This is a genomic window from Brevundimonas mediterranea (assembly GCF_014196125.1).
Lineage (GTDB): Bacteria > Pseudomonadota > Alphaproteobacteria > Caulobacterales > Caulobacteraceae > Brevundimonas > Brevundimonas mediterranea.
This window is the reverse complement of record NZ_JACIDA010000002.1, coordinates 265,184-291,514: the sequence shown is the minus strand read 5'-3', so window position 1 is coordinate 291,514 and position 26,331 is coordinate 265,184. Positions and strand designations below refer to the sequence as shown.

Annotated in this window: 26 protein-coding genes; 17 read left to right on the top strand and 9 right to left on the bottom strand. The window is 67.6% G+C overall.

Going from position 1 to position 26,331, the window contains the following annotated elements; all coding sequences use genetic code 11:
* The first annotated feature begins 37 nt into the window (after nt 1–37).
* The 7 genes from GGR11_RS10330 (at nt 38) to GGR11_RS10300 (ending at nt 7,636) form a co-directional block, all read left to right on the top strand.
* Nucleotides 38–289, top strand: coding sequence for a DUF6364 family protein (locus GGR11_RS10330; RefSeq protein WP_183196746.1), 252 nt, complete (start codon nt 38–40; stop codon nt 287–289).
* A complete protein-coding gene (locus GGR11_RS10325; protein ID WP_183196744.1) occupies nt 279–704 on the top strand; it encodes a PIN domain-containing protein in 426 nt (141 codons plus the stop codon). The genes GGR11_RS10330 and GGR11_RS10325 overlap by 11 nt, the downstream gene beginning before the upstream one ends.
* A gap of 18 nt (nt 705–722) precedes the next feature.
* Entirely contained in the window at nt 723–1,625 is a 903-nt protein-coding gene (gene sucD, locus GGR11_RS10320; protein WP_183196743.1) for a succinate--CoA ligase subunit alpha, read from the top strand.
* A gap of 237 nt (nt 1,626–1,862) precedes the next feature.
* On the top strand, nt 1,863–4,883 hold the full coding sequence (locus tag GGR11_RS10315) for a 2-oxoglutarate dehydrogenase E1 component (RefSeq protein ID WP_183196741.1): 3,021 nt from the start codon (nt 1,863–1,865) through the stop codon (nt 4,881–4,883).
* Between the two features lie 40 nt (nt 4,884–4,923).
* The gene (odhB, locus tag GGR11_RS10310; protein WP_183196739.1) at nt 4,924–6,441 is read left to right on the top strand and encodes a 2-oxoglutarate dehydrogenase complex dihydrolipoyllysine-residue succinyltransferase; all 1,518 of its coding nucleotides are present in this window, start codon (nt 4,924–4,926) and stop codon (nt 6,439–6,441) included.
* A 59-nt stretch (nt 6,442–6,500) separates the two neighbouring features.
* Entirely contained in the window at nt 6,501–7,136 is a 636-nt protein-coding gene (locus GGR11_RS10305) for a glutathione S-transferase family protein (RefSeq protein ID WP_183196737.1), read from the top strand.
* A 155-nt stretch (nt 7,137–7,291) separates the two neighbouring features.
* The gene (locus GGR11_RS10300; protein ID WP_221205245.1) at nt 7,292–7,636 is read left to right on the top strand and encodes a hypothetical protein; all 345 of its coding nucleotides are present in this window, start codon (nt 7,292–7,294) and stop codon (nt 7,634–7,636) included.
* Here GGR11_RS10300 and prfA read toward each other — a convergent pair whose 3' ends face one another.
* On the bottom strand, nt 7,637–8,704 hold the full coding sequence (prfA, locus tag GGR11_RS10295; RefSeq protein WP_008262463.1) for a peptide chain release factor 1: 1,068 nt from the start codon (nt 8,702–8,704) through the stop codon (nt 7,637–7,639). It abuts the gene before it with no gap.
* Between the two features lie 180 nt (nt 8,705–8,884).
* Between prfA and GGR11_RS10290 the strand changes: the two genes are divergently transcribed.
* Genes GGR11_RS10290 through GGR11_RS10280 form a run of 3 tightly spaced genes read left to right on the top strand, consistent with a single transcriptional unit; the run spans nt 8,885 to nt 10,861 of the window.
* Nucleotides 8,885–9,550: a response regulator gene (locus GGR11_RS10290; RefSeq protein ID WP_183196732.1), complete on the top strand. Its 666-nt coding sequence runs from the start codon at nt 8,885–8,887 to the stop codon at nt 9,548–9,550.
* Nucleotides 9,551–9,610: 60 nt separating this feature from the next.
* Nucleotides 9,611–10,051 carry an RrF2 family transcriptional regulator gene (locus GGR11_RS10285; protein WP_183196730.1) on the top strand — a complete coding sequence of 147 codons (441 nt, stop codon included), beginning with the start codon at nt 9,611–9,613 and terminating at the stop codon, nt 10,049–10,051.
* A gap of 33 nt (nt 10,052–10,084) precedes the next feature.
* Nucleotides 10,085–10,861, top strand: a complete 777-nt coding sequence (locus GGR11_RS10280; RefSeq protein ID WP_183196728.1) for a sulfite exporter TauE/SafE family protein — start codon at nt 10,085–10,087, stop codon at nt 10,859–10,861.
* 56 nt (nt 10,862–10,917) lie between these two features.
* Here the strand turns inward: GGR11_RS10280 and GGR11_RS10275 are convergent, their stop codons facing one another.
* From GGR11_RS10275 to GGR11_RS10250, 6 genes are all read right to left on the bottom strand, one after another.
* Nucleotides 10,918–11,448 carry a hypothetical protein gene (locus tag GGR11_RS10275; RefSeq protein ID WP_008263699.1) on the bottom strand — a complete coding sequence of 177 codons (531 nt, stop codon included), beginning with the start codon at nt 11,446–11,448 and terminating at the stop codon, nt 10,918–10,920.
* Entirely contained in the window at nt 11,448–11,930 is a 483-nt protein-coding gene (locus tag GGR11_RS10270) for a PEGA domain-containing protein (RefSeq protein ID WP_183196726.1), read from the bottom strand. Before GGR11_RS10270 ends, GGR11_RS10275 begins: the two co-directional genes overlap by 1 nt.
* A gap of 129 nt (nt 11,931–12,059) precedes the next feature.
* Entirely contained in the window at nt 12,060–13,199 is a 1,140-nt protein-coding gene (gene ispG, locus GGR11_RS10265; RefSeq protein ID WP_183196724.1) for a flavodoxin-dependent (E)-4-hydroxy-3-methylbut-2-enyl-diphosphate synthase, read from the bottom strand.
* Between the two features lie 46 nt (nt 13,200–13,245).
* Nucleotides 13,246–14,331, bottom strand: a complete 1,086-nt coding sequence (locus GGR11_RS10260) for a helix-turn-helix domain-containing protein (RefSeq protein ID WP_183196723.1) — start codon at nt 14,329–14,331, stop codon at nt 13,246–13,248.
* A gap of 184 nt (nt 14,332–14,515) precedes the next feature.
* Entirely contained in the window at nt 14,516–16,774 is a 2,259-nt protein-coding gene (ptsP, locus tag GGR11_RS10255; protein WP_246331758.1) for a phosphoenolpyruvate--protein phosphotransferase, read from the bottom strand.
* A 62-nt stretch (nt 16,775–16,836) separates the two neighbouring features.
* On the bottom strand, nt 16,837–18,126 hold the full coding sequence (locus GGR11_RS10250; RefSeq protein ID WP_183196719.1) for an aspartate kinase: 1,290 nt from the start codon (nt 18,124–18,126) through the stop codon (nt 16,837–16,839).
* 56 nt (nt 18,127–18,182) lie between these two features.
* Here GGR11_RS10250 and ubiG point away from each other — a divergent pair, with 56 nt between their 5' ends.
* Entirely contained in the window at nt 18,183–19,001 is an 819-nt protein-coding gene (ubiG, locus tag GGR11_RS10245) for a bifunctional 2-polyprenyl-6-hydroxyphenol methylase/3-demethylubiquinol 3-O-methyltransferase UbiG (RefSeq protein ID WP_183196716.1), read from the top strand.
* Complete coding sequence (locus GGR11_RS10240; protein ID WP_183196715.1) at nt 18,998–19,540, top strand: AAA family ATPase; 543 nt, start codon at nt 18,998–19,000, stop codon at nt 19,538–19,540. Before ubiG ends, GGR11_RS10240 begins: the two co-directional genes overlap by 4 nt.
* Here the strand turns inward: GGR11_RS10240 and GGR11_RS10235 are convergent.
* A complete protein-coding gene (locus tag GGR11_RS10235; protein ID WP_183196713.1) occupies nt 19,537–21,588 on the bottom strand; it encodes an OPT family oligopeptide transporter in 2,052 nt (683 codons plus the stop codon). The two genes, GGR11_RS10240 and GGR11_RS10235, sit on opposite strands and share 4 nt — an antisense overlap.
* Before the next feature lie 66 nt (nt 21,589–21,654).
* A complete protein-coding gene (locus GGR11_RS10230) occupies nt 21,655–22,437 on the bottom strand; it encodes a phosphatase PAP2 family protein (RefSeq protein WP_183196711.1) in 783 nt (260 codons plus the stop codon).
* Between the two features lie 139 nt (nt 22,438–22,576).
* Here GGR11_RS10230 and mutM point away from each other — a divergent pair, with 139 nt between their 5' ends.
* Genes mutM through GGR11_RS10205 form a run of 5 tightly spaced genes read left to right on the top strand, consistent with a single transcriptional unit; the run spans nt 22,577 to nt 26,269 of the window.
* Nucleotides 22,577–23,440 (top strand): bifunctional DNA-formamidopyrimidine glycosylase/DNA-(apurinic or apyrimidinic site) lyase, encoded by an 864-nt coding sequence (mutM, locus tag GGR11_RS10225; RefSeq protein ID WP_183196709.1) that lies wholly within the window; start codon nt 22,577–22,579, stop codon nt 23,438–23,440.
* 5 nt (nt 23,441–23,445) lie between these two features.
* Nucleotides 23,446–23,979: a DUF1697 domain-containing protein gene (locus GGR11_RS10220; RefSeq protein ID WP_183196707.1), complete on the top strand. Its 534-nt coding sequence runs from the start codon at nt 23,446–23,448 to the stop codon at nt 23,977–23,979.
* A gap of 38 nt (nt 23,980–24,017) precedes the next feature.
* Complete coding sequence (locus tag GGR11_RS10215) at nt 24,018–24,500, top strand: hypothetical protein (RefSeq protein WP_183196705.1); 483 nt, start codon at nt 24,018–24,020, stop codon at nt 24,498–24,500.
* Between the two features lie 27 nt (nt 24,501–24,527).
* On the top strand, nt 24,528–25,313 hold the full coding sequence (locus GGR11_RS10210; protein ID WP_183196703.1) for an enoyl-CoA hydratase: 786 nt from the start codon (nt 24,528–24,530) through the stop codon (nt 25,311–25,313).
* A 53-nt stretch (nt 25,314–25,366) separates the two neighbouring features.
* Nucleotides 25,367–26,269: an alpha/beta fold hydrolase gene (locus GGR11_RS10205; protein WP_183196701.1), complete on the top strand. Its 903-nt coding sequence runs from the start codon at nt 25,367–25,369 to the stop codon at nt 26,267–26,269.
* Nucleotides 26,270–26,331: the final 62 nt, after the last annotated feature.

The following is a 26,331-nucleotide window of genomic DNA, read 5'->3' as shown; positions in this document are numbered from 1 at the left end:
CCACGGCCTATGTGTTCCACATAACCCGTGTAGGCCGATGACCCGCAACCTGACTCTCGCCATCGACGACGACCTGCTCGACAAGGTGCGGGTTCTGGCCGCCATGAAGCGGACCAGCGTCAACGAGATGGTGCGCGGCTTTCTGACACGGCTGGTCGAGCAGGAGACCTCCAAGGACGAGGCGCGCGAGGCGCTGCTGAAACTGATCGACGAGTCGGACGGCGACATGGGCGACTGGCGGCCTAGCCGGGCTGAGACCTACAGCGGAGACCCTCGGTTTGATCGCTAACACCGAGGTTTTTCTGGACACGAACATCCTGCTCTACGCCGCCCTGGGCCGTAGACATGCTGCGGATCGGCTGGAACGGGCGCGCGAGATCGTGTTGACCGAGGACTATTGCACCTCTGGTCAGGTGCTGGCCGAATTCTATCACAATGCGATCAAGAAGGGCCCGACGCCGCTGAGCCCTGACAAGGCGCGGGAGTGGGTTCGGGTAATCGCCTTGAAGCCATGTCAGCCCGTCACGCCGGAAGTCGTGGTCGCCGGCATAGACAATGCTCGGCGTTACCAACTGTCCTACTGGGACGGCGCCATCATCGCCGCCGCCGAACGGCTCGGCGCGAAAGTCCTCTACTCCGAAGACCTCAATCACGGTCAGACCTACGGGTCGGTCCGGGTCGAAAATCCTTTCCTTTCCGCCTAACCCCAGAAACGAGACCCCATGTCCATCCTCGTCAACAAAGACACCAAGATCATCGTTCAGGGCCTGACCGGCAAGACCGGCGGCTTCCACACCGAACAGGCCCTGGCCTATCACGGCACCAAGATGGTCGCCGGCGTGCACCCGACCAAGGGCGGCACCAACTGGACCGGTTCGCACGGCGAAACCCTGCCGATCTACGCCTCGGTCGCCGAAGCCAAGGACGCCACGGGCGCTGACGCCTCGGTGATCTATGTCCCGCCGTCGGGCGCCGCCGCCGCCATCATCGAGGCCATCGACGCCGAGATCCCCTTCATCACCTGCATCACCGAGGGCATCCCGGTGCTGGACATGGTCAACGTCAAGCGCCGCCTGGAAGGCTCCAAGTCGCGCCTGCTGGGCCCGAACTGCCCGGGCATCCTGACGCCGGACGAGTGCAAGATCGGCATCATGCCGGGCAATATCTTCAAGAAGGGCTCGGTCGGCATCGTGTCGCGTTCGGGCACCCTGACCTATGAGGCCGTGTTCCAGACCACCAACGAAGGCCTGGGCCAGACCACGGCCGTCGGCATCGGCGGCGACCCGGTCAAGGGCACCGAATTCATCGACGTGCTGGAACTGTTCCTGGCCGATCCGGAAACCACCTCGATCATCATGATCGGTGAAATCGGCGGCGGCGCGGAAGAAGAGGCCGCCCAGTTCCTGATCGACGAAGCCAAGAAGGGCCGCAAGAAGCCGATGGCCGGCTTCATCGCGGGTCGTACTGCGCCCAAGGGCCGCACCATGGGCCACGCCGGCGCCGTCGTCTCGGGCGGCAAGGGCGATGCGGAATCCAAGATCGCGGCGATGGAAGCCGCCGGCATCCGCATGTCGGAATCGCCGGCCCGCCTGGGCAAGACCCTGGTGGAAGTGCTGAAGGGTTAAAAATCCAAGACCCGCGTGTGCTTCTCCCTTCCCCTGCGGGGAGGGAGAACGAAAAATGCCGGTCTCGGCAGGAATGTACGCCCTCGGCTCAGCCCGGGGGCGTTTTTCTTTGCGGCTGCGACCAATTTCTCACCGAATTGCCCCGTTTCGGTCATGACCCATAAGGAAAGCGAGCCTATATGACGGGCGCGCCCCTCACGGAGATGTGTCCGCGGGGTCCGAAGGATAGCGAGAACAATGGCGGACGATGCGGGTCGGCTGAACCAGGTCTTTGCCGAGACCTCTTTCCTCTACGGGTCCAATGCGGCCTATATCGAGGAGCTGCACGAGAAATGGGCCAATGATCCCGGCTCGGTCTCTGCGGAATGGAAAGCCTTCTTCGACCAGCTGCGCGACAACGCCGCCAGCGTGAAGGCCTCGGCCGAGGCCGGCGCCTGGGGGCGCGGCACAGCGACGGAGCCCAATGAGGCGAACGCCGTGTTCGACGGCCGCTGGCCGGCGCCCAAGCCTGATCCGAAAAAGCCGGGTGCTGCGCCTGCTGCGACAACGGCCCCTGCCAAGCCTGCCCCCGTAGAAGTTTCAGGCGACGCCATCCGCGCCGCCGCCCATGATTCCATCCGCGCCCTGATGCTGATCCGCAGCTATCGCGTGCGCGGTCACCTGCAGGCCAAGCTGGACCCGCTGGGCATCGAACAGCCGGTCGAAAACCCGGAACTGACGCCGGAATTCTATGGCTTCTCGGGCGCCGACCTGGATCGCCCGATCTTCCTGGACGGAGTCCTGGGTCTTCAGACCGGCACCATCCGCGAAGTCCTGGACATCCTGAAGCGCACCTACTGCGGCACCATCGGCATCCAGTACATGCACATCGCCGAGCCGGAGGAGAAGTCCTGGCTGCAGCAGCGGTTCGAGGGGCCGGACAAGTTCGAGCAGAACGCCTTCACCAAGGAAGGCAAGCTGGCCATCCTGCACAAGCTGATCGAGGCTGAAGGCTTCGAACGCTTCCTGCACAAGCGTTTCCCCGGCACCAAGAGGTTCGGCCTGGACGGCGGCGAGGCCATGGTCCCGGCGCTGGAGCAGGTGATCAAGCGCGGCGGCAATCTGGGCGTCGACGAGGTCGTGCTGGGCATGGCCCACCGCGGCCGCCTGAACGTGCTCGCCGCCGTGATGGGCAAGCCCTACAAGGTGATCTTCCACGAGTTCCAGGGCGGCTCGGCCGTGCCGAGCGACATCGAGGGCTCGGGCGACGTCAAATATCATATGGGCGCCAGCTCGAACCGCGAGTTCGACGGCAACCACGTCCACCTGTCGCTGACCGCCAACCCGTCGCACCTGGAAATCGTCAATCCGGTCGTGCTGGGCAAGGCGCGCGCCAAACAGGCGTTCGACATCCGCGAGGCCAACGCCGGCAAGCCCGAGGCCGAATGGGCCCTGGACCGCTCCAAGGTCGTGCCCCTGCTGATCCACGGCGACGCCGCCTTCGCCGGTCAAGGCGTGGTGGCCGAGTGTTTCGCCCTGATGGGTCTGAAGGGCTATCGCACGGGCGGCACCCTGCATTTCGTCATCAACAACCAGATCGGCTTCACCACCAGCCCGCGCAACTCGCGCTCGTCGCCCTATCCGTCGGACGTGGCCCTGATGGTCCAGGCGCCGATCTTCCACGTCAACGGCGATGATCCGGAAGCGGTCGTCTTCGCCGCCAAGGTGGCCACCGAATACCGCCAGAAGTTCCACAAGGACGCGGTGGTGGACATGTTCTGCTATCGCCGTTTCGGCCACAACGAAGGCGACGATCCCACCTTCACCCAGCCGCTGATGTACTCGAAGATCCGCGCCCAGCGCTCGACCCGCGAACTGTATTCGCAGCGTCTAGTCGCCGAGGGCGTGGTCTCTCAGGCCGATGTGGACGCCGAGATCGCCCGGTTCGACACCTTCCTGGACGACCAGTTCGAGGCCGGGAAGACCTGGTCCGCCGAGAAGGCCGACTGGCTGGACGGCCAATGGCAGGGCTTCCAGGCGCCCAAGGACGAGCTGCGCGGCGAGACCGCCGTGCCTCTGGCCAAGCTGACCGACCTGGGCCATCGCCTGACCACGATCCCCAACAGCGTCGACATGCACAAGACGCTGAAGCGGGTCATCGACGGCCGGCGCGAGGCCATCACCTCGGGCGAGAACCTGGACTGGGCCACGGCCGAGAGCCTGGCCTTCGCCTCTCTGGTGGACGAAGGTTTCCCGGTGCGCCTGTCGGGCCAGGATTCGGTGCGCGGCACCTTCTCGCAGCGCCATTCGGGCGTCATCGATCAGACGACCGAAGAGCGGTACATCCCGCTGAACAATCTGCGCGAAGGCCAGGCCAACTACGAGGTCATCGACTCGGCCCTGTCGGAAGAGGCGGTGCTGGGCTTCGAGTACGGCTATTCGCTGGCCGACCCCAACACCATGGTGATGTGGGAAGCCCAGTTCGGCGACTTCGTGAACGGCGCCCAGGTGGTGATCGACCAGTTCATCAGCTCGGGCGAACGCAAATGGCTGCGGATGAGCGGCCTGACCATGCTGCTGCCGCACGGCTATGAAGGCCAGGGGCCGGAACACTCGTCGGCCCGTCTGGAGCGCTTCCTGCAACAGTGCGCCGAAGACAATATGCAGGTCGCCAACTGCACCACCCCGGCCAACTATTTCCACATCCTGCGTCGCCAGATGCACCGGCCGTTCCGCAAGCCGCTGATCCTGATGACGCCCAAGAGCCTGCTGCGTCACAAGAAGGCGGTCTCGTCGATGAAGGATCTGGCGGAGGGTTCGTCCTTCCACCGCGTCCTGCACGACGACGCCCAGACCCGCCCCGACGTCGCCGGGATCAAGATCAAGGCCGACAAGGCGATCCGCCGCGTCATCCTGTGCTCGGGCAAGGTCTATTACGACCTGCTGGACGCCCGCGAGAAGAAGGCCAAGGACGGCCAGGCGGTGGACGACGTCTATATCCTGCGCCTGGAACAGTTCTATCCGTGGCCGATCCAGTCCCTGCGCAAGGAACTGGCCCGATTCCCGAAGGCGGAAGTGGTCTGGTGCCAGGAAGAACCAAAGAACATGGGCGGCTGGACCTTCGTCGATCCGTGGCTGGAGCTGACGCTCGACAAGCTGGACGTCGCCTCCAAGCGCGCCCGCTACGTCGGTCGTCCCGGCTCGGCCTCCACGGCCGCCGGCCTGATGAGCCGACACCTGAAGGAACTCGAGACCTTCACCAACGAAGCCTTCGCCTGATACACGTCACACGACACTCCGAAAGACAGCTGGACCCGACATGGCCGACATCCTGACCCCCGCCCTCGGTGAATCCGTCACCGAGGCCACCATCGCGAAATGGACCAAGAAGGTCGGCGACGCGGTCAAGAAGGACGAACTGCTCGTCGAACTGGAAACCGACAAGGTGTCGCTGGAAGTCGTGGCCCCGGCCGACGGCGTCCTGGGCGCCATCAACGCCGCCGAGGGCGACACCGTCGTGCCCGGCACCGTCCTGGGTTCGGTGACAGAGGGCGGCGCCGCTGCAGCGCCTGCCGCCGCCGCTCCGGCCAAGGCCGCCAAGGCCGAGACCAAGGCCGCTCCCGCCGAGGCCGCCGCCATCGACATCACCGTGCCGGTCATGGGCGAAAGCGTCGCCGAGGGCTCGATGGGCAAATGGCTCAAGAAGAGCGGCGATGCGGTCAAGAAGGACGAACTGCTGGTCGAAATCGAGACCGACAAGGTCGCGGTCGAGGTGTCGGCCCCGGCTGACGGCGTCCTGACCATCGCCGCCGACGAGGGCGCGACCGTCACCCCCGGCCAGAAGATCGGTTCGGTTTCGGGTTCGGGCGCAGCCGCTTCGGCTCCGACCGCCGCCGCCCCGGCGCCGGCCGCCGCTCCGGCCAACACCGGCTCGGCCCAGGTCTCGGGCGGCAAGAACGACACCCTGTCGCCGGCCGTCCAGCGCGTCGTCGCCGAAAACAATCTGGATCCGAAGGCCATCGCCGCCACCGGGCCCAAGGGCAATATCACCAAGGCTGACGCCATCGCCGCCATCGGCGCCGCTGCTCCAGCTCCGGCTCCTGCCGTCTCGGCTCCCTCGGCCCCGCGCGCCGTCGGTCCGCGCGAAGAGCGGGTGAAGATGACGCGCCTGCGTCAGACCATCGCCCGTCGCCTGAAGGAATCGCAGAACACGGCCGCCCAGCTGACCACCTTCAACGAGGTGGACATGACCAACGTCATGGCCCTGCGGACCCAGTACAAGGACGTGTTCGAGAAGCGCCACGGCGTGAAGCTGGGCTTCATGTCCTTCTTCACCAAGGCCGTCGTCGCGGCCCTGCACGAGATTCCGGCCGTCAACGCCGAGATCGACGGCACTGATATCATCTACAAGAACCACTATGACATCGGCGTCGCCGTCGGCACCGAAAAGGGTCTGGTGGTTCCGGTGCTGCGCGACGCCGACACCCTGTCTCTGGCGGGCATCGAAAAGGGCATCGGGGCCCTGGGCAAGGCTGCACGTGACGGCGCCCTGACCATGGACCAGATGCAGGGCGGCACCTTCACCATCACCAACGGCGGCACCTATGGGTCGCTGATGTCGACGCCGATCCTGAACGCGCCGCAGTCCGGCATTCTGGGCATGCACAACATCGTCCAGCGCCCGATGGCCATCAACGGCGAGGTCAAGATCCGCCCGATGATGTATCTGGCCCTGAGCTACGACCACCGGATCGTCGACGGCAAGGAAGCCGTGACCTTCCTGGTCCGCATCAAGGAACTGCTGGAAGATCCGCAGCGGGCCCTGCTGGACCTGTAAGAGACCTGGAAAGGCGGCGATGATCTCGCCGCCTTTTTTTCTTTCACGCCGAGACGATCATGCTGACCCTTTATACCGCGCCCGGAACCTGCAGCCGGGCCAGCCATATCGCGCTGGAAGAATCCGGGCTGGATTTCGAAATCCGGCTGACCGACCTCGCTAACGGCGATCAGCGCCGACCTGAGTTTCTCGCGATGAACCCCAAAGGGCGGGTTCCGGCCCTGACGACCGATCAAGGCGTTCTGACCGAAAGTCCCGCCATCCTGGCCTATATCGCCGCGCTCGCGCCGAAGGCTATGCTGGCGCCGGTCGAGCCCTTCGCCTTTGCGCGGATGCAGGCGTTCAACCTCTATCTCGCCTCGACCGTCCACGTCGCCCACGCGCATGGCCGACGGCCCTCGCGCTGGAGCGACGATGCTGCGGCCCAGGCCTCGATGGCGGCCAAGGTGACGCAGAACATGCGGGACTGTTTCGCGCTGATCGAGGACGGTCTGGCCCAGAACGGAGACAGCGATTGGGTGATGGGCGGCGCCTATTCTGTTGCGGACCCCTATCTGTTCACCCTCTCCGGCTGGCTGGAGAGCGACGGGGTCGATATGGCCGAGTTTCCCCGGGTCCTTGCTCACTACGAACGGATGAGCCGGCGTCCGGCGGTCGTTCGAGCGCTTCAGGCCGAAGGCGCGACTTCCATCTGAGATATCGATGGTTGTGTCTTGCGAGCGGCGGTCGGCCGCCATTCGCTCGACTAAGGACTTTTCCGCACTTCCGGCGGGGCGGTGAATGGCGCCTTATTCCTGCCATGGAGTGGGCTGCGCGCGCGATAGGGGTTTTCTACGTCTTGGGCGGGCTGATGCTTCTGTATCAGGCCTGGCTCAACTGGCGTCTGCAACGCGCCTTGGCGGGTTTGGTCGCCATCCCCGTCGCCGAGCATGTGGGGGATGGGGTGATCGTCCTTGCCGGCGTACTGATCATGCTGTCCGGCGCGACGCTGGCGGCCCTCAGCGGCTGGGCCGTGGTCGCCTTCATGGCCGGGTGGACGGTGCAGGCCCTGTATCTGCTCTGGACCGATCAGGTGTCGCGTATCGGCGAGCCTGAGGCCGTCACCTGCCGCCGACGCTCGATCCACGCCTTCGCCGGCTATACCGCCGCCACCGGTCTGGTGCTCTGCCTGCCGATGACGGGCGTGCTGGGCTGATCAGCCGAACTCGGCCTCGAGATCCGCCAGGCGCGCGGCCTGATCCTCGGCGATCAGGGCGTTCAGCATCGGGTCCAGGTCGCCTTCCAGAATCTGGGGCAGGCTGTGCAGGGTCAGGCCGATCCGGTGGTCGGTCACGCGTCCCTGCGGGAAGTTGTAGGTGCGAATCCGCTCGGACCGGTCGCCCGACCCGACCTGGGACTTGCGCGAGTCGGCGCGGGCCAGATCCTTGGCCTGGCGCTGCATGTCGTACAGGCGCACCCGCAGGTTCTTCATCGCCTTGTCGCGGTTCACATGCTGCGATTTCTCGGAACTGGTGGCCACGATCCCGGTCGGAAGGTGGGTGATCCGCACCGCCGAGTCGGTCTTGTTGACGTGCTGACCGCCCGAGCCGGAGGCGCGGAAGGTGTCGATGCGGATGTCTTTTTCCAGAATCTCGATCTCGACGTCCTCGACCTCGGGCAGGACGGCGACGGTGGCGGCCGAGGTGTGGATGCGGCCCCCGGCCTCGGTCGTCGGCACGCGCTGGACCCGATGGACGCCGCTCTCGAACTTCAGCCGGCCGAAGACGCCGTCGCCGGTGACGGTGGCGATGATCTCCTTGTAGCCGCCGGCGTCCCCTTCGGTCGCCGAATCCAGCTCGATCCGCCAGCCGCGCGTGGCGGCGTAGCGCGAATACATGCGGAACAGGTCGCCGGCGAACAGGGCCGCCTCGTCGCCGCCGGTGCCGGCGCGGACTTCCAGCACGGCCGAGGCGTTCTCGTCGGCGTCGCGCGGGGCCAGCAGCAGGGCGACGTCGCGTTCCATCTGCGGCAGGCGTTCGGTCAGGTCGCGCAGCTCGTCCTGGGCCATGGCGGCCATTTCGGGATCGGCGGCCATGACCTCCAGATCGGCCATCTCGGCGCGGAGTCGGGCCAGACCCTGGACCGCGTCGGCGACGGGCTTCAGCTCGGCATGCTCTTTGGACAGGCGGACGATCTCGACGCCGTCCGTCGCCGCACCCATGCGGGCCTCCACCTCGTGGAAACGGTCGAGCACCTGATCGAGACGGGCCTGGGGCAGACGCAAGGGGGCAATCCTGGAGAAGGGAGGGCCGTCCTTAGCGCGCCGAGGGGCGCGATGTCGATTGTCGGCGGGGACCACGGTCGGCGCCGGGATTGTGATTTTGGATAACGATGGCGTCAGAGGCGCTTACGCCGAGGGTTCCAAACGACTAGCTGACGGCCGATCAGCCGTGAGGAGGACGTCATGTTCGATCGCCCGCCGCCGTCGAAGCCTGTCGCCCGGGCCGCCGACGCGACTCCGGACGGCGCCGACAGCGTGGAACGGCTGTGCCGCCTGTATGACGCGCGTCTCGCCGCAGCGGGCGGCCGGCTGTCGCCGGACGACGCGCGCGACCTGAAGACCATGGCGGGCCTCTATGGCTTGAACAGCGACCGGCCGGCGACCGAGGTCTGGCGCGATCTGCGTCGGGTCATCGTGGGCCAGACGGCCGGTCCGGCTGAAGACCCGGCGCCTCGGCCGGTTGAGACCGCCGTCGTGGGAGCCGATCTGGAGCCCCTGACCCTGCTGGTGGTCGAGGACGACGCCGAGGTGGCCGCCGACCTGACCGAGTTGTTGACCGAGGCCGGACACAGGGTGGTGGGGCCGTTCCACAGCGCGGCGGCGGCCGAGGCTGCGGCGGCCCTGCACGCCATCGACGGCGCCCTGCTGGACATCAATCTGTCGGGCGACACGACGGGGGGTGAACTGGCCGAGGTTCTGACGCGGCGCTGGGACGTCCGGGTGATCTTCATTTCCGGCGACGCTGACGCCGCCGACCGCTACGCCCCCCTGGCCGAGGCCCTGGTGCTGAAACCCTATACCGGTCCGCAGATCCTGGCGGCGGTGGGCCGGCTGGGCCGTCCGGGGTGAGGTCGGGCCGAAGGGCGAACAGCGTCTTGCGTCCGGCGCGCGGCCGCGCGATCACGGACCATGTTGTCGAACCGGTCCCGCTACGCCCTGCGCGCCATGATCCATCTGGCCGGTCTGCCCGGCGGCGGCCCGGCGACCATCGGCGAGATCGCCGAGGCGGCCGCGGCGCCGCGCAAGTTTCTCGAAGCCATATTGCTGGACTTGCGGCGCCAAGGCCTGCTGGTGTCCAAGCGCGGCCGGACCGGAGGCTACGCCCTGGCGGCGCCGGCCGAGGCTGTCAGTTTCGCCGATGTGATCCGGGCGCTGGAAGGCCCCCTGGCCCTGGCGCCCTGCGCGTCGCGCACCGCCCATGGGCCTTGCGAGACCTGTCCGGACGTCGAGACCTGCCCGTTGCAGCCGGTCCTGCAGGAAGGGCGCGACGCCGTCGCCGCCGTGTTCGAGGCGCGAAGCCTTCTGCAAGCCGCCTCCAATTCTTCTCCTATTGACCCGATAGGAAAATAACACGCACCGTCGAACGGATTTTCAGGGGCGGCCATGCAAGATTTCCTCGTCTTTCTCCTCGTCGGTTTCCTGGCCCAGTCGGTCGATGGGGCCCTGGGCATGGCCTACGGCGTTATCTCCTCGACGGTCCTCCTGTCGTTCGGCGTGCCCCCTGCGACAGCCTCGGCCAGCGTCCATGCCGCAGAGGTCTTCACCACGGCGGCGTCGGCCGGATCTCACACGGTCAACAAGAATGTGAACTGGAAACTGTTCGTGCCCCTGGCCATGGGCGGGGTGGTGGGCGGCTGCCTGGGAGCCTTCGTCCTGACCAGCATCGACGGCGACCTGGTCAAGCCCTGGATCACCGCCTACCTGGCGATCATGGGCGGCGTGATCATCTGGCGCGCGACCCGCCAGACTCGCGCGCGGATCTTCCCGGTCAGGTTCGCGGGGCCGCTGGGCGTCGTCGGCGGGTTCTTCGACGCCATCGGCGGCGGCGGCTGGGGGCCGACGGTCACGACGACCCTGGTGGGGTCGGGGGGCGACCCGCGCGCCGCGATCGGCACCACCAATACGGCGGAGTTCTTCGTCACCTCGGCCATTTCGGCGACCTTCCTGGCCGCCCTGCTGACCGGTCACTGGGCGGACGCCAAAGGCGTCGCCACCCACGCCGCCTCCATCCTGGGCCTCATCCTGGGCGGTCTGATCGCCGCGCCCTTCGCCGGGGTGATCGCGCGGATCGCGCCCCGTCGGATCCTGACCTACGGCGTCGGGGCCGTTGTGTTGCTGTCCGCCGGCTATCAGGCCCTGCGGCTGTTCGGGGTGATTTGAGACGAAAGGCGACGGCGGGTCGGGGCCCACCGTCGCCGTGGTCTTCCTTGATCCGATCAGCGCGCGCGGGCGCGGAAGCGGGTCAGGAATTCCTTGATGTTTTCGCGGATCGAGGCTTCGTTGGCCATCCGCAGACGTTCCACGCCCATGAAGGCCTGACCCATGGTCGCTGTGCCGGTCGCCGCCACCGTTTCGTCGAAGACGGAACGGTCGGCTCGCATCACGGTATAGCGAACCTGGCTGGTCACAGACATGTCAAAGCCGGCCATCGGCTGTTTCAGGTCGATCAAGGATGCGGAGACTGTCATGGGCTGACCTTCGGTCCCCATATAGCCGGCGGCCGTCAACGAGCCTTCCAGTGCGGTCTTGAAGTCCGCATTCGAAACCTCGGAGGTCCACATCGGATTGGTGTTCTGGCCGCCGGAAACCGTCACCGTCGTCACCGACCGATAGCCGAGATCACCGGGCGCCGCTGTGAGGCCCGATGTCGCCGGCAAGGTCATCAGGGCGGGGTTGGACGGGCTGGCGCAGGCCGCGACGCCCATCAGGGCACCCAGAGCGGCGGCGGCGGCGAGACGACGGATCATTATTCGCCTCCGGCTGCGGCTGCGGCTGCGGCGGGCGGCGTCGAGACGGGGGCCTGGGCTGCGGCCGCTTCTTCGGCCGGGGTGCGAAGGGTCACGATCAGCGGATTGGGCTTCAGATCGTTCATGGCGCCGGAGGTGGCGTCGATCGCCCCGCCGATGATGCCGCCGATCAGGATGTTGCCGGCCATGGCCGTACCGCCCGCGCCGGAGACGCTGCTGGTGATGTCATGGGTCTGGGCGACGTAGCCGTCCTTGGACACGGTGATGCGGAAGGCGTCCTTGCGCGGCATGCGGAAGGTGCAGGGCGTCGCCTGGCATTCAAAGCCGTTCGATGTGCTGACCTGCGCGCCAGGCGGCGTGCTCTGGACGGAAAACTGCTGGCTCGAACCACGCGTTACGGTGGCGCAGGCAGGCAGAGACAACGCCACGCCGGCAAGCGCGAGCGCACGCACGCCGAAGCGCGCGGGATTACGGAATATCATGAAGCCCCTCAATGGATTACCGTTCACCCTCCCCAGGTGAACTTACGGCATAGGTTGCATCTGGGGGGTGGGTCGTCAATCGATACGCGTGCAATTTATCAAAACTGACACAACTCGCGGACGCGGAGCCTATTCCGCCGCCTGAAGCTCCGCCGCCCGTGCGGCGTCTAGCTCAGCGGCCTTCTGTTCGACCAGGTCGACGATGTGGTCGATCATGCCGTCGTTGGCCTGTTTGTGGGCGATCTTGCCGTTCAGATAGATCATGCCGGCGCCCTTGCCGCCGCCGGTGAAGCCGATGTCGGTATAGAGGGCCTCGCCCGGGCCGTTCACGACGCAGCCGATGACCGACAGGCTCATCGGCGTCGAGATATGGGCCAATTTCTCTTCCAGCAGGGTCACGGTCTCGATGACGTTGAAGCCCTGACGCGCGCACGATGGACAGGCGATGATGTTGACGCCCCGATGGCGCAGGCCCAGCGACTTCAGGATGTCGAAACCGACCTTGATCTCCTCGACCGGATCGGCGGCCAGCGACACGCGGATGGTGTCGCCGATGCCGGCCCACAGCATCGACCCCATGCCGATGGCCGATTTGATCGTGCCGGTGCGCAGCGGCCCGGCCTCGGTCACGCCCAGGTGCAGGGGGCAGTCGATGGCCTCGGCCAGCTGCTGATAGGCGGCCACGGTCAGGAAGGGGTCGGACGCCTTCACCGAGATCTTGAACTCGTGGAAGTCGTGGTCCTGCAGGATGCGGGCGTGGTTCAGGGCGCTCTCGACCATGGCGTCGGGGCAGGGCTCGCCGTATTTCTCCAGCAGCTCCTTTTCCAGCGAGCCGGCGTTGACGCCGATCCGCATCGAACAGCCGTGGTCCTTGGCGGCCTGGATCACGTCGCGGACGCGGTCGGGACTGCCGATATTGCCCGGATTGATCCGCAGGCAGGCGGCGCCCGCCTGGGCCGCCTCGATGCCGCGCTTGTAGTGGAAATGAATGTCGGCGACCAAGGGGACCCTGGCCTCGCGGGCGATGATCTTGAACGCCTCTGTCGATTCCACGTCGGGGCAGGAGACGCGGACGATGTCGGCGCCGGCCTCTTCCAGCTGGCGGATCTGGTCGATGGTCGCCGCCGCATCGGACGTCGGCGTATTGGTCATCGACTGAACGCTGATCGGGGCGTCGCCGCCCACCAGGACGGAGCCCACGCGGATCTGGCGGCTCTTGCGGCGCTCGATATGGCGCCAGGGTCGGACGTGGGTATGGTCGCTCATCACGGGCTCATATAGGCCGAAGACGGCGTCAGGGCCACGGGGGCGACGATCAGTTTGTCGCCGCGACGGGGGGAGGGGCAGGTTGAGCGGCTTGTTGGGCCGCCCGCACGGCCTGAGCCTGAGCCACGCGGCGGGCCTGGTCCTCCGCCACCTGGCGGGCGGCCTGTTCGGCGCGGCTGTTCAACTGGGTCAGGGGCGTCAGGACAGCCGGCAGGATGCCCCCGTGTTCGCCGTTCAGATAGACGTCAAAGGCCGCCGGATCGGATACATCGATGGTGGCGCTGACGCCCATCGGCGCGCGCCAGGCCTCGCCGGCGGCCATCTGGCGGGCGAACAGGGCCTGACCGTCCCCCAGCCGAACGACCAGGGCGCCGGCCTTCTTGGCCTGGATCACTACCTGGGAGGCGGTGGCGGGCGCGCCATAGACGGCGCCGCGCGGATTGAAGGCCTTCTGCACGGGGGCGTTGTTGGCCGCCGCCGTCGCCGCCAGCACCGCAGGATCATTGGGATCGATCCCGGTCAGCTGGGCCTCCAGGCCGGGCGTGATGTAGAGAGCCGGCGTGGTCTGGTCCAGCGGTGCGGCGCGGGGCGCGCTGAGGTCGATCAGACCGTTCTGACCGGGCACGTCCCCCAGGGTCCAGCTCTCGGGCACGGCGGCGATGTCGGAGGCGCGCGGCGCCTTCATCAGATTGATGCGCTGGAAGACATTCCATCCGACGATGGCCAGGGCGGCCACGGCGACGACCGCGATGATGCGCGGCGAATAGCGTTTCACATCCTCAAAGGCGATGCCGATGGGCGCCTTCAACGGGGCCGAGGTGTCGGGGCTGTCGCGCTTGAACCTTTCGACGGCCAACTGCTCGTCGAGGCCCAGGGCCGCTGCATAGCCACGCACATAGCCGATGGCGAAAACCCGAGAGGGCAGGGACGACCAGTCGTTCTGCTCCAGAGCAGTCAGGAACCGCGAATGGACCTTGGTTTCGGCGGACAGATCGGCCAGGGACTTGCCGGAAGACTCGCGCGCCCGGCGCAGGCCGTCGCCCAGAGTCACGGACTCTGCGATGGAGGGCGCAATGTCCTTCCAATCAGGATGAGCCTTGAACTCGTCGGGGGCTTGCCCCGCATCCAGCGCCATGACGCCTGACCCCACACTCGGAACGGCTTGAAGCCGCTCCGTACTCGAAACGGACCCGTCCGGTAGCATGTCTTCTTGACTGGACTCGCCTCCCCCCGGAGGCAGTCCTGATGCGTCCTGTGGATAAACCATAATGCCCGCCCCATCAACGGCGATTCCCAAAACGGAACGCGCGCGAAGACTCTCAGACGGCGATGTTCAACTTCCGCGCCAGGGATTCGATCTCGTTGCGCACCGAGCCGGTCGAGAGATTCAGCAGATTGTTCATGCCCCGGCGCGCCGCCGTCAGGTCTGCGGACAGGATCATCCGCTTGACCGGGCCGACGCCGCCGGCCGGAGCCGACAGGCGGGTGAAGCCCAGGGTGATCAGGGCGAAGGCCTCCAGCGGCCGGCCCGCCAGTTCGCCGCAGATCGAGACCGGGGTGCCGGTGTCGGCGCAGGCCTTCTGGATGGTCTGTAAGGCGCGCAGGGTCGGGGGCGACAGGGGATCGTAGCGGTCCGAGACCAGGGGATTGGTCCGGTCGGCGGCGTACATGTACTGGAACAGGTCGTTGGTCCCGATCGAGACGAAGTCGGTCAGGGGCAGAAGCGCGTCGAGGTGCCACAGCAGCGACGGGCATTCGACCATGGCCCCGACGCGCAGCAGGGCGGGCAGGGCGCGGCCGCGACGCTTGGCCCAGGCGCATTCGACGTCGACCAGTTCGCGCGCGGCCCGGAACTCGTCCACCGTGGCGATCATCGGGAACATGACGCGCAGCTCGCGACCCGCCGCCGCCGTCAGCAGGGCCCGAAGTTGCATCCGTAACAGGGACGGCCGGTCCAGGCCCAGGCGGATGGCGCGACGGCCCAGGGCGGGGTTCTCCTCCCGCTCGGCCTCCAGATAGGGCAGGACCTTGTCGCCGCCGATGTCCAGGGTGCGGAAGGTGACGGGCCGGTCGCCGGCGGCGTCCAGCACCAGCTTGTACAGGGCCGTCTGGGCGTCCAGTCGGGGCAGTTCGTCCGAGACCATGAACTGGAACTCGGTGCGGAACAGGCCGATGCCCTCGGCCCCCGTCTCGTTCAGGTTCTCCAGGTCCACCGCCAGGCCGGCGTTGGTCAGCAGGGTGATGCGCTGGCCGTCCAGGGTGACGGCGGGGGTGTCGCGCAACTGGGCGAACTGGGCCTGGCGCTGGTCCCGCACGGCCATACGCGACTGGACCGCCTCGATCATGTCGGGGCGGGGCCGCAGATAGGCCTCGCCGGTCTCGCCGTCGGCGATGACGACGTCGCCTTCCGACAGCCGGTCGCGCAGGCCCATCAGGCGGCCGACGCACGGAATCTGCAGCGCGCGGGCCACGATGGCGGCGTGGCTGGCGGCCGAGCCTTCTTCCAGCAACAGGCCCTTCAGCTTGTCGCGCGGATATTCCAGCAGGTCCGCCGGACCCAGGTTGCGCGCCACCAGAATGGCGTCGTCGGGCAGCTCGCGCTCGCCCGGCTTGTCGCCCGCCAGCACCCGCAGCAGCCGGTTGGCCAGGTCCTCGAAATCGTGCAGCCGTTCGCGGATATAGGGGTCGCGCGCCTGGGCGAAGCGGGCGCGGTGCTCGTTCCGGACCCGGTCCACCGCCGCCTCGGCGGTCAGGCCGTTGCGCACGGCCTCTTCCAGCGACCGGTTCCAGCCCCGGTCGTCGGCGAACATCCGATAGGTCTCCAGCACCTCGAACGAGGGGCCGGCCAGGCCCTGGCCCTTGTCCAGCATGGCGTCCAGGCCGGTCTTCAGCGAGGCCAGGGCTAGCTTCAGCCGGGCCTCCTCCATCGCCGGGTCTTCGGCCAGCAGTTTCTCGGGCGGCAGAGGCGCCTCGTGCAGGACGACCCGGCCGACCGCCAGACCGTCGCCGAACTTCTGGCCCTTCAGCCGTTCGGGGCGATGGGGCGCCAGTTCGACGTCGCGCAGTTCGTCCTGTTCCAGCAGTTCGCCGGAGGAGACCGTCTCGGACAGGACCATGGCGATGGTCTGGATGTCCTCGACCTCGTCCTCGTCATAGCGCCGCTCGGTCCGGTTCTGGACGACCAGGACGCCGATGGCCCGGCCGCCGCGCAGCAGGGGGGCGCCCAAGAAGGCGTGATAGGGGTCTTCGCCCGTTTCCGGCCGGTAGGAGAAGGAGGGGTGGGAGGGCGCGTCCGACAGGCTGATCGGCTGGGCCATCCGGGCCACCTCGCCCACCAGACCCTCGCCGGGGCGAAGGCGGGTGTTGTGGACGGCGGCGGGGTTCAGGCCCTCGGTGGCGAACAGCTCCAGCTCGCCCGAGCCGCGGCGCAGATAGATGGAGCAGACCTCGGCGACCATGGACCGGGCGATGATCCGCACCACCATGTTCAGGCGGTCCTGCGCCGGGGTCGCGCCCGCGCCGGCCCCGCCCAGAGCCTCGCGGATCTGGCGCAGGAGGATCCGAGGTCCCCTGGTCATCGCGCCGCCTGCCGGCATCATGGCTCCCGCGCTGTGGCGCCGAGGCGCCTGTTCAAATCACCCTATATCGCGTCCAGGCCATAAGCCGAATGCAATGCGCGCACGGCCAGTTCGGCGTAGGCCGCGTCGATCAGGACGCTGATCTTGATTTCCGAGGTCGAGATGGCCTGGAACTTGACCCCCTTGTCGGCCAGGGCCTTGAACATGGTCTGGGCCACGCCGGCGTGGCTGCGCATGCCGACCCCGACGACGGACACCTTGGCGACGTCCTCATCGACGCGGATTTCCTCGAAGCCCAGATGATCCTGGCCGGCCGTCATCAGTTCGGCGGCGCGCACCGCGTCGCGGCGGCCGGTCGTGAAGGTCAGGTTGACCGTATTGGCGGTGCGGGCCTGGCTCTGGACGATCATGTCCACATTGACGTTGGCCTCGGCCAGGCGGGTGAAGACGTCGGCGGGGGCGTCCACGCGGTCGGACAGGCCCAGCAGGGTGATGCGGGCTTCGTCACGGCTCATGGTCACACCGGACACGATGCGCTTTTCCAAGATCTCCTCCTCGTCGCAGATCAGGGTTCCGCCCTTGTCGGGCATTTGGCCGGATTCGTCCGGTTCGATGAAGCTGGACAGGACCCGCACAGGCACCTGCTTGGCCATGGCGAGCTCGACCGAGCGGGTCTGCAGCACCTTGGCCCCCAATGAGGCCATTTCCAGCATCTCCTCATAGGAGACCTTGGCCAGGCGCCGGGCGCGGCTCTCGATGCGCGGGTCGGTCGTATAGACGCCGTCCACGTCGGTATAGATGTCGCAGGGGCAGGACAGGGCGGCGGCCACGGCCACGGCCGAGGTGTCGGAGCCGCCGCGGCCCAGGGTGGTGATCTTGCCCTCGGGGGTCACTCCCTGGAAGCCGGGGACAATGGCGATCTCGCCGCTGTCGACGGCGGCGCCGAGCTTCTCGCCGGGGATGTCGATGATGCGGGCGCGGGCGTGGGCGTCGTCGGTGATGATCGGCACCTGCCAGCCCATCCACGACCGGGCGTTCAGCCCCATGTTGCGCAGGGTCAGGGCCAGGAGCCCGGCCGTCACCTGTTCGCCCGAGGCGACCACCACGTCATATTCGTCGTCGCTGAGCGGCAGGCCCGCGGCGGCCGGACCGGCGCCGTCGGTCCAGGCGACCAGTTCGTTGGTCTTGCCGGCCATGGCGGAGACCACGACGGCGATCTTCTTGCCCGAGGCGGCCTCGGCGGCGACGATCCGCGCGGCGCGACGGATGCGCTCGAGGTCGCCCATCGAGGTGCCGCCGAACTTCATCACCAGTCGCGTGGTGTCGGATCGTGAAGAATCGGGCCGCGTCATCGTGGCGTTCCGCCCCCTGCTTGCGTGAAAGGGCGCGAAGGTTCATCCCTCGCGCCATGACCGCTTCTAGCGACGCCGCACCGTCTCGCCTACCCCGCGAAGGGCATGGTTTTCCGCAAAATTCGTCCGAGGGTGCGTTTGGCGCATCGATCGACCCGGCCGACGTGGCCCGCTTCTCGGCCCAGGCGGCCGAATGGTGGGACGCGCACGGGCCGTTCGCCCCGCTGCACCGGTTCAATCCGGCCCGGCTGGCCTTGATCCGCGAGCAATTGTGCGCCCGTCTGGGGCGGGATCCGAAGGCGCGTCGCCCGTTCGAGGGGCTGACCCTTCTGGACGTCGGCTGTGGCGGCGGGCTGATCGCCGAGCCGATGCGGCGGATGGGTTTTTCTGTCACCGCCATCGACGCCTCGTCCGAGAACATCGGCACGGCGCGGGCCCACGCCGAGATGGTCGGGCTGGACATCGCCTATCGCGCCGCCACCGTCGAACAGATCGAGGCCGAGGGGGCGGGGCCGTTCGACGTGGTCCTGACCATGGAGGTGATCGAGCACGTCGCCGACCCGGAAGCCTTCGTGCGCGCCTGTTCGCGGCTGGTCCGACCGGGCGGGGTGATGATGGTCGCCACCCTGAACAGAACATTGAAGTCCCTGGCCCTGGGCAAGGTGGCGGCGGAATATATTCTGCGCTGGGTGCCGGCGGGCACGCACGACTGGCGCCAGTTCCTGAAGCCCGACGAGATCCGGGCGATGCTGGCGGCCGAGGCTGTGACGGTCGAGGGGCCCTACGGCCTGAACTACGACCCGCTTCACGACCGATGGAGCCAGACCGACGACGCGGGCATCAATTATATGATGGTCGCGACCAGAAACGCATGACCGGCGTGGTTCTGACCGGCGGTCCAGGCTCGGGCAAGACCACCTTGCTGGAGGCCTTGGCGCAGGCGGGATTTGCGGTCGAACCCGAGGCCGGGCGGGCTATCATCCGCGAGGAAAAGGACAGGGGCGGCGACGCCCTGCCTTGGCGGGATCGCGCCCTGTTCGCCCGAAAAATGCTGGACCACGACATCGCCGCCCACGGTCGCAGCCAGACAAGCGGCAGGCTGACCTTTCATGATCGCGGCGTGCCGGATGTGGTCGGTTATCTGACCCTTTGCGATCTGCCGATCCCGGAGGACATGGATCGGGCCGCTCGTGAGTTGCGCTATCATCGCAGGGTCTTCATCGCCCCGCCCTGGACCGAAATCTTCGGCCAGGATGCGGAACGTCGGCAGGACTTCGATGAGGCCGAACGGACCTTCGCCGCCATGGCCGCCGTCTATCCAAGCTACGGATACGAGCTCGTAGAATTGCCGAAGGCGACCCTCGCCGAGCGGGTCGCCTTCGTTTTGGATCAGCTTGACGCGGGCTTGCCCTAGACTTTCTCGGCCCGGCTCCGGGTCCAGGCGTAAAGTCCGAACACCGCGACGGCGAAGCCGATGATCCCCGCCAGCATGGCCGGCCAGGCCGAGCCCTCGGGCAGCATGGCGAACGGCGCGTCGTCGCGGGTGGCGACGATCACGCCGGCGGTGAAGACCCCGAACAGGCTCTCACCGACGATCAGGCCCGAGGCCAGCAGCACGCCCATGCGGCGCGCCACGTCGGCGTAACGGGTGCTGGACACGGCCTTGTCGTAGATCCAGCCGCAGACGGCGCCGATGACCAGCATGGTCGTGACGGCGGCGGGCAGATAGAAGCCGATGCCGACGGCGAGCGGCGGCAGCTTGACCTTGCCGTTCGTGGCCCTGGACACGACGGCGTCCAGCACGATGATGATCACGCCGATCACCGCGCCCAGGCCGATCAGGTCCCAGCGCAGATCGCCGCCGATGACGCCGCGCGCCAGGGCCGAGATTAGGGTGGCCTGGGGCGCCGCCAGGGTCTTGGCGCCCTCGACGATAGCCGGCGGGCCGCCCTCGAAGCCGAAGGCCTGGTTCAGCAGGTTCAGGATCAGAGGAATGACGACGGCGCCGGCGCCGACGCCGACGATCAGGGCGACCTGCTGGCGCCAGGGCGTGGCCTCGACCAGCTGGCCGGTCTTCAGGTCCTGAAGATTGTCATTGGCGATAACGGCGACGGCGAAGACCACGGCGGTGACGATCAGGGCGAAGGCGATGATCGAGGGATCGGCCGGCACGCCCGCTATGGCCATGACGCCCAGCATCAGCAGCGAGGCGATCACGACCGCCAGGATGCCGACGCCCGAGACCGGGCTGTTCGACGAGCCGATCAGGCCCGCCATATAGCCGCAGATGGCGGCGACGGCGAAACCGATCAGGACGACATAGACCAGGCCGCCGATGACCAGCAGCGGGGTCGATCCCGCCAGGGCCGGGGCGCTCTGGGCGAACCAGGCCAGCAGGCCGGCGATGCCGATCAGGCAGACGACCGAAATCCCGCCGACCAGTTTGATGGGCAGATCCTGTTCGGTCCGCTCCAGCACCTCGCCGTGGGCGCGCTTGGCGTTGGCGGCCAGGGCCGAAGTCAGGCCGCCGATGAGCGGGCCGGCCAGTTTGACCAGGGTCCAGATGGCGGCGACGCCGATGACGCCGGCGCCCATGAAGCGGACTTCACGGCTCCAGACGGTCGCCGCCAGCTCCTCGGCCGGCGCGCCGGCGGGCAGGGAAGCGGCGATGGAGGGGATCCCGTGCGCCGTCAGCCAGGCCACGGTGTCGGGGCTGGTCAGGATCGGCACGGCGATCGCCCAGGCCAGGATCAGGCCGAACAGCTGGGCCAGGCCCACCGTCAGACCGATCAGATGGCCGGCGCCGAGAAGCGCGAACTGCATGCCGAAGCCCATGCCGGTGGCCCCGCCGCCCAGGGCGGCCGGAAGCTTGAAGAACCGAGCGGCCTCACCGGCGAAGACGCGGCCGGCGACCAGCAGGGCGTAGCCGGACGAGACGACGGCGCCGGCGACCACGATCCACAGGCCGGACTTGTTCTCGCGCACCGCGCTTTCGGTCTGTTCGGCCCCGCGCGAGCCGACCTTCAGCACCTCGGCGGCGGCGACGCCTTCGGGGTAGGGCAGGCCGCCGTTGGTCACCAGGGCGCGGCGCAGCGGGATGGAGAAGGTCACCCCCAGCACGCCGCCCAGGATGCAGATGGCCACCGACTGCCAGAAGGGAAACTCCAGCCACCAGCCGATCATCACCAGGCCAGGCAGGACGAAGATGATCGAACTCATGGCGCCGCCGACCGAGGCCACGGTCTGGACGGTCATGTTTTCCCAGATGGTCGAGGTGCGGAAGGCCCGCAGCACCGCCATCGAGATCACCGCCGCCGGAATGGCCGAGGCGAAGGTCAGGCCGACCAGCAGGCCCAGATAGGTGTTGGCGGCGGTGAAGATCACGGCCAGCAGACAGCCCAGCACAAGGGCGCGAAGGGTCAGTTCAAGCCGGCCTTTAGGCGCAGCGACGGCGTCAGTCATCGAGATCGGTTCCCACGTTCGACGCGGACGTAAGCCCATAACGCCGCCTGCGGCAACCGGTCACGCTCAGGCGGGGAAGGGTTGCAGTCCGCGGAACCGCCGACGCGCCCGGCGAACCAGGCCGGGCGAGGCCACCGTCACCCGATAGACCCCCGTCATGACCAGGGCCGTCAGGGCCCAGGACAGCAGGATATCCGACAGGAAATGCCCGCCGAAGGCGAGCCGGTTCATCGACAGGGCGAAGGCGTAGACGACGCCGAGCGGCAGGACGACCGGCCGCCATTTCGCCGGCGTCAGCACCAGCAGGACCCCGACCATCCAGGCCGCGCTGGAGCCCTCGCCCGAGACGAAGGAACAATTGGATTGGCAGGCGTCGCTGACCACCCAGGCGGGGGTGAAGGCCGCATCGCCGCCGAACTGGTCGATCTGGATCGGGCGGGCGCGTCCCCACAGCCCCTTCAGCACCAGATTGACAACCAGGCCCGGCCCGACCGCCAGGGCCGCCAGGACAAAGGCCGTCCGGCGCGCGGCGGCGCCGAGAGGCCGGCGATGCAGGGCGCGCCACGCCAGTCGTCCGATCACACCGAGCAGCAAAAGGGCCAGTACGAGGGAGGAGCTTTTGCGCAGCGCCTTCAGCAGGGGGTTGTCGGCCAGGAAGAAGCCGGCCTCGGGGCGGTAGAACAGACGGCTGACGGCGATGTCGACGCCGGGAAAGGTCAGAAAATAGAGGCTGACCGCCAGCACGGCCGTCGCCGCCAGGATCGCGACATCGTCACGCGTCAGACCGGTCGAACGGATCAGGTTCGGGACGCGGAAGCCGGGCCGGCCGATGATGATCGATTGAGACACGTTCCCCCCGGACTGCGCCTATATTGGATGACAGACCGGCGTGTCGCTCCAGCGTCGGTTCGAACAATGTTTTCCGACGATTGTCGCGGGGGCGGACGATCCGCTTGGCCCGGCCGTGTCGAGGCGCTAGGACCGGCCCATGCCTGAACTCCCCGAGGTCGAAACCGTCCGACGCGGCCTGACGCCGGTGCTGGCGGGCGCGCGTCTGTCGCGGGTGCGGATCAACCGGCCGGATCTGCGTTTTCCGTTCCCGGAACGATTCGTCGAGCGGCTGGAGGGGGCGACGGTCGAGCGGGTCGACCGCCGCGCCAAATATCTGCTCCTGCCCCTGTCCACCGGCGAGACCTGGATCACCCATCTGGGCATGACCGGCCGCTTCACCCTGGACGGGACCCTGCTGGGCGAGTTCGATGAGGCCGCCCCCATCGCCGGCAAGCACGAGCATTTCAGCGGCTGCGCCGTCCGCGACGGCGCCGCCACCCGCATCGGCTACGCCGACGCCCGCCGCTTCGGCTTCATGGGCCTGATCCGCACCGCCCAAGTCGAGGCCCATCCCTGGTTCGCCGGCCTGGGGCCCGAGCCGCTCGGCAACGGCTTTTCCGGCGCGCATCTGGTCGAAACCTTCGCTGGCAAGAAACAGAACATCAAGGTCTCCCTGCTGGACCAGCGGATCGTGGCCGGCCTGGGCAATATCTATGTCTGCGAGGCGCTTTACCGCGCCCGCATCTCGCCCCTGGTCGCGGCCGGGTCGGTGTCGAAGGCGCGGCTGGAGACCCTGGCTTCGGTCGTCCGCGACGTGCTGAACGACGCCATCGCCGCGGGCGGATCGACCCTGAAGGACTTCGCCAACGCCGAGGGCGGCCAGGGCTATTTCCAGCACCGCTTCGACGTCTACGGCCGCGAGGGCGAACCGTGTCGCGGCGAGGGCTGCACCGGCGTCGTGGCTCGCATCGTCCAAGGCGGTCGCTCGACCTTCTACTGCCCGTCCTGCCAGAAGCGGTGAGGCCGGTGAGCCAGCGCATCATCCTGTTTCGCGGCATGAACACCGGCGGCGTCCGAGCGCCGGTCGGCGAGCAGCGGGCCATGGCCGAGGCGATGGGGCTGAAGAATCCGCGTACCCTCCAGGCCAGCGGCAATCTGGTGGTCGAAAGCGATCGTGAGCCCGGCGATATAGAAACCGCCGTGGAGGCGGAGATGAAGCGCCGCTTCGATCTGGCTATCTCCGCCATGGTTCGGACGCCGGATCAGTGGGGCGCGGTGATAGGCGCCAATCCCTTCGTGGAAGAGGCCGCCGCGCATCCCGCCAAGGTTCTGGCCATGGTGATGAAGGCCGGAATCAAGGACGGCGCCGTCGAGGCCGCCGGCGCCCTGGCCAAAGGCGGCGAGCGAGTCGAGGCCGTCGGCGAGGTGCTCTATTTCTGGTTTCCGAACGGCCAGGCTCAGTCGGCCGTCTTCAAGAAGGCGGGGGCGCGCATGCTGGGCATGGGCACAGGCCGCAACTGGAGCACCGTGCTGAAACTGGCCGAAATGGCTGGTCTTTAGGCCTTCATCTCGCCGCCGCTTTCGTGCCAGATCGCCGGATGAGCCTACGCGAACGTCATCTGTGGATCGCCATCGTCACGACGGTGGGCGTCTGGGGCCTCTATGTCTGGCAGATGATCGAACGGATCCGGGTCGGCGACCTAGCGACGCCGGGGTTCGCGGGCGAGATGGGTGGGCTGTTCCTGTTCGGCCTGTTGCTGATCGGGATCGCGGAGGGGGCGCTGACTCTGGTCGCCCGCCTCCTGCCCCATGCCGACGCGCACGAGGGCGCGGCCGAGCGCAAGGCGGCGCTTCAGGCCAGCCATGTCTCGCTGATGGCGCTGATCGCCATGATCACCGTGGTCGCGGCCTCCCTGTTCATTGCCGGCTGGATCGACCAGCCGGTCCTGTCGTCCCTGCTGAAGGTGATGACGCCGGCCAATCTTCTGGTGCTGATCGCCAATGGCTTGATGGGCTGTGTCGTCGTGTCGGAGCTGATCCGTTTCGCGATGACCCTCGCCCTGCTGCGCGCCAGACGCTAGATCGACGACAGAACGAGGAGATCGACCATGGCTGACGCCTATTCCACCCTGCTGATCGAACGCCACGCCGACGGCTATGCCGTCGTGACCCTGAACCGGCCCGAGGCGCTGAACGCCCTGAACTCGACCCTGTTCGGCGAACTGGCGGCCTTCCTGGATGCGGTCGAGACCGACGACAGCGTGCGCTGCCTGATCCTGACCGGCTCGGCCAAGGCCTTCGCCGCCGGGGCCGATATCAAGGAGATGGCGGACCAGTCCTACGCCGACATGTTCAAGGGCAATTTCTTCGCCCTGGGCCACGACCGGATCATGCGGTTCAGGAAGCCGATCATCGCGGCGGTGTCGGGCTATGCGCTCGGCGGCGGGTGCGAACTGGCCATGTTGTGCGACTTCATCATCGCGTCCGAGACCGCCAAGTTCGGTCAGCCCGAGATCAATCTGGGCGTGGCCCCCGGCATCGGCGGCTCGCAGCGGCTGACGCGGCTGGTCGGCAAGTCCAAGGCTATGGACATGATCCTGACCGCCCGGATGATGGACGCCGCCGAAGCCGAACGCGCCGGCCTTGTCAGCCGCGTCGTCGCCCCCGACGCCCTGCTGGACGAAGCCCGCGCCGCCGCCGCCAAGATCGCGGCCCAGAGCCCGCTGGCGGTGATGATGAACAAGGAACTGGTCAATGTCGCCCTTGAGACGACCCTGACCGAGGGCGTGCGGTTCGAGCGCCGCCTGTTCCACTCCCTGTTCGCCTTCGAGGACCAGAAGGAAGGCATGGCCGCCTTCGTCGACAAACGGAAGCCGGACTTCAAGGGGCGGTGACTAACGGTCGCGGCCGTCAACCGATCGCCGTGATCAGGCGTTAGGAGCGGGTCATGCGCCGTCTTCTTGCTCCGTTTTTCGCGATCCTGTTTGTCGTCCTGCCCGGCGTAGCGACCGCCCAGACAACAGTATCGGCGTCTCTCGCCCCCGCCTTCCGTTCCGACCGGATCATCGTCGAGACGCGGGGCGCGGGGCCGGACATCGTCTTTATACCGGGCCTGGGCTCGACCGGGGCGGCTTGGCGGTCGACGGCGGACAAGCTGGAGGGCCGGTATCGGGTCCATCTGGTCACCATCCGGGGCTTCGGCCAGACGGATATCGGCGCCAACGCCGGCGGCGCCCTGGCCGCGCCCGCCGCTCTGGAGATCGAACGCTACATCCGCGAGCAGCGCCTACAGCGCCCCGCCCTGATCGGCCATTCGCTGGGCGGCCAGATCGCGCTGCGGGTCGCGGCGGACATGCGGGACCGGATCGGCCGGGTGATGGTGGTCGATTCCGCGCCCTTCTTTCCGGCCCTGGTCGATTCCCGCGTCACCGCCCGCGAGGTTGAGCCCCTGGCGCGGCTGGGTTATCAGGCCCTGATGCTGTTTGGGGACCAGGCGCTGAAGGGCCAGGTTTCGGCCCTGGGCGGCGATCTGGGCCTGGCGGGGGACATGGTGTTCGACGGCCTGGGCCTGCAGGGCGGCGACCGGCGGGTGTTGGCCCAGGGCCTGTACGAGGCCCTGACGGTCGATCTGCGCCAACGGCTGCGCGATGTCACCGCTCCGGTGACGGTGGTCTATGGCTGGACGCGGGACACGAACAATCCGCGTAACCGGCTGGAGGGCCTGTATCGCTACGGCTTCTCCAACCTGCGCCGGCCCGCACAATTCGTCCGCATCGAAGGCGCCGACCATCAGGTGATGATCGACCAGCCGGCGCGGTTTCAGGCGGCGGTGGATCGGTTTTTGGGGTAGGGCGTAAATCTTCCTTCTCCCCTTGCGGGAGAAGGTGGCCCGAAGGGCCGGATGAGGGGTCC

Excerpts from the sequence above, each read along its gene's own strand:
- GGR11_RS10315 (WP_183196741.1), top strand. The coding sequence starts at position 1,863 with ATGGCGGACGATGCGGGTCGGCTGAACCAGGTCTTTGCCGAGACCTCT.
- mutM (WP_183196709.1), top strand. The coding sequence starts at position 22,577 with ATGCCTGAACTCCCCGAGGTCGAAACCGTCCGACGCGGCCTGACGCCG.
- GGR11_RS10235 (WP_183196713.1), bottom strand. The coding sequence starts at position 21,588 with ATGACTGACGCCGTCGCTGCGCCTAAAGGCCGGCTTGAACTGACCCTT.
- GGR11_RS10305 (WP_183196737.1), top strand. The coding sequence starts at position 6,501 with ATGCTGACCCTTTATACCGCGCCCGGAACCTGCAGCCGGGCCAGCCAT.
- GGR11_RS10260 (WP_183196723.1), bottom strand. The coding sequence starts at position 14,331 with ATGGCGCTGGATGCGGGGCAAGCCCCCGACGAGTTCAAGGCTCATCCT.
- sucD (WP_183196743.1), top strand. The coding sequence starts at position 723 with ATGTCCATCCTCGTCAACAAAGACACCAAGATCATCGTTCAGGGCCTG.
- GGR11_RS10250 (WP_183196719.1), bottom strand. The coding sequence starts at position 18,126 with ATGACGCGGCCCGATTCTTCACGATCCGACACCACGCGACTGGTGATG.
- ptsP (WP_246331758.1), bottom strand. The coding sequence starts at position 16,774 with ATGACCAGGGGACCTCGGATCCTCCTGCGCCAGATCCGCGAGGCTCTG.
- GGR11_RS10280 (WP_183196728.1), top strand. The coding sequence starts at position 10,085 with ATGCAAGATTTCCTCGTCTTTCTCCTCGTCGGTTTCCTGGCCCAGTCG.
- GGR11_RS10205 (WP_183196701.1), top strand. The coding sequence starts at position 25,367 with ATGCGCCGTCTTCTTGCTCCGTTTTTCGCGATCCTGTTTGTCGTCCTG.
- GGR11_RS10275 (WP_008263699.1), bottom strand. The coding sequence starts at position 11,448 with ATGATCCGTCGTCTCGCCGCCGCCGCCGCTCTGGGTGCCCTGATGGGC.
- GGR11_RS10330 (WP_183196746.1), top strand. The coding sequence starts at position 38 with ATGACCCGCAACCTGACTCTCGCCATCGACGACGACCTGCTCGACAAG.
- GGR11_RS10300 (WP_221205245.1), top strand. The coding sequence starts at position 7,292 with ATGCTTCTGTATCAGGCCTGGCTCAACTGGCGTCTGCAACGCGCCTTG.
- odhB (WP_183196739.1), top strand. The coding sequence starts at position 4,924 with ATGGCCGACATCCTGACCCCCGCCCTCGGTGAATCCGTCACCGAGGCC.
- GGR11_RS10270 (WP_183196726.1), bottom strand. The coding sequence starts at position 11,930 with ATGATATTCCGTAATCCCGCGCGCTTCGGCGTGCGTGCGCTCGCGCTT.
- GGR11_RS10240 (WP_183196715.1), top strand. The coding sequence starts at position 18,998 with ATGACCGGCGTGGTTCTGACCGGCGGTCCAGGCTCGGGCAAGACCACC.
- ubiG (WP_183196716.1), top strand. The coding sequence starts at position 18,183 with ATGACCGCTTCTAGCGACGCCGCACCGTCTCGCCTACCCCGCGAAGGG.
- GGR11_RS10210 (WP_183196703.1), top strand. The coding sequence starts at position 24,528 with ATGGCTGACGCCTATTCCACCCTGCTGATCGAACGCCACGCCGACGGC.
- GGR11_RS10285 (WP_183196730.1), top strand. The coding sequence starts at position 9,611 with ATGTTGTCGAACCGGTCCCGCTACGCCCTGCGCGCCATGATCCATCTG.
- GGR11_RS10215 (WP_183196705.1), top strand. The coding sequence starts at position 24,018 with ATGAGCCTACGCGAACGTCATCTGTGGATCGCCATCGTCACGACGGTG.
- GGR11_RS10290 (WP_183196732.1), top strand. The coding sequence starts at position 8,885 with ATGTTCGATCGCCCGCCGCCGTCGAAGCCTGTCGCCCGGGCCGCCGAC.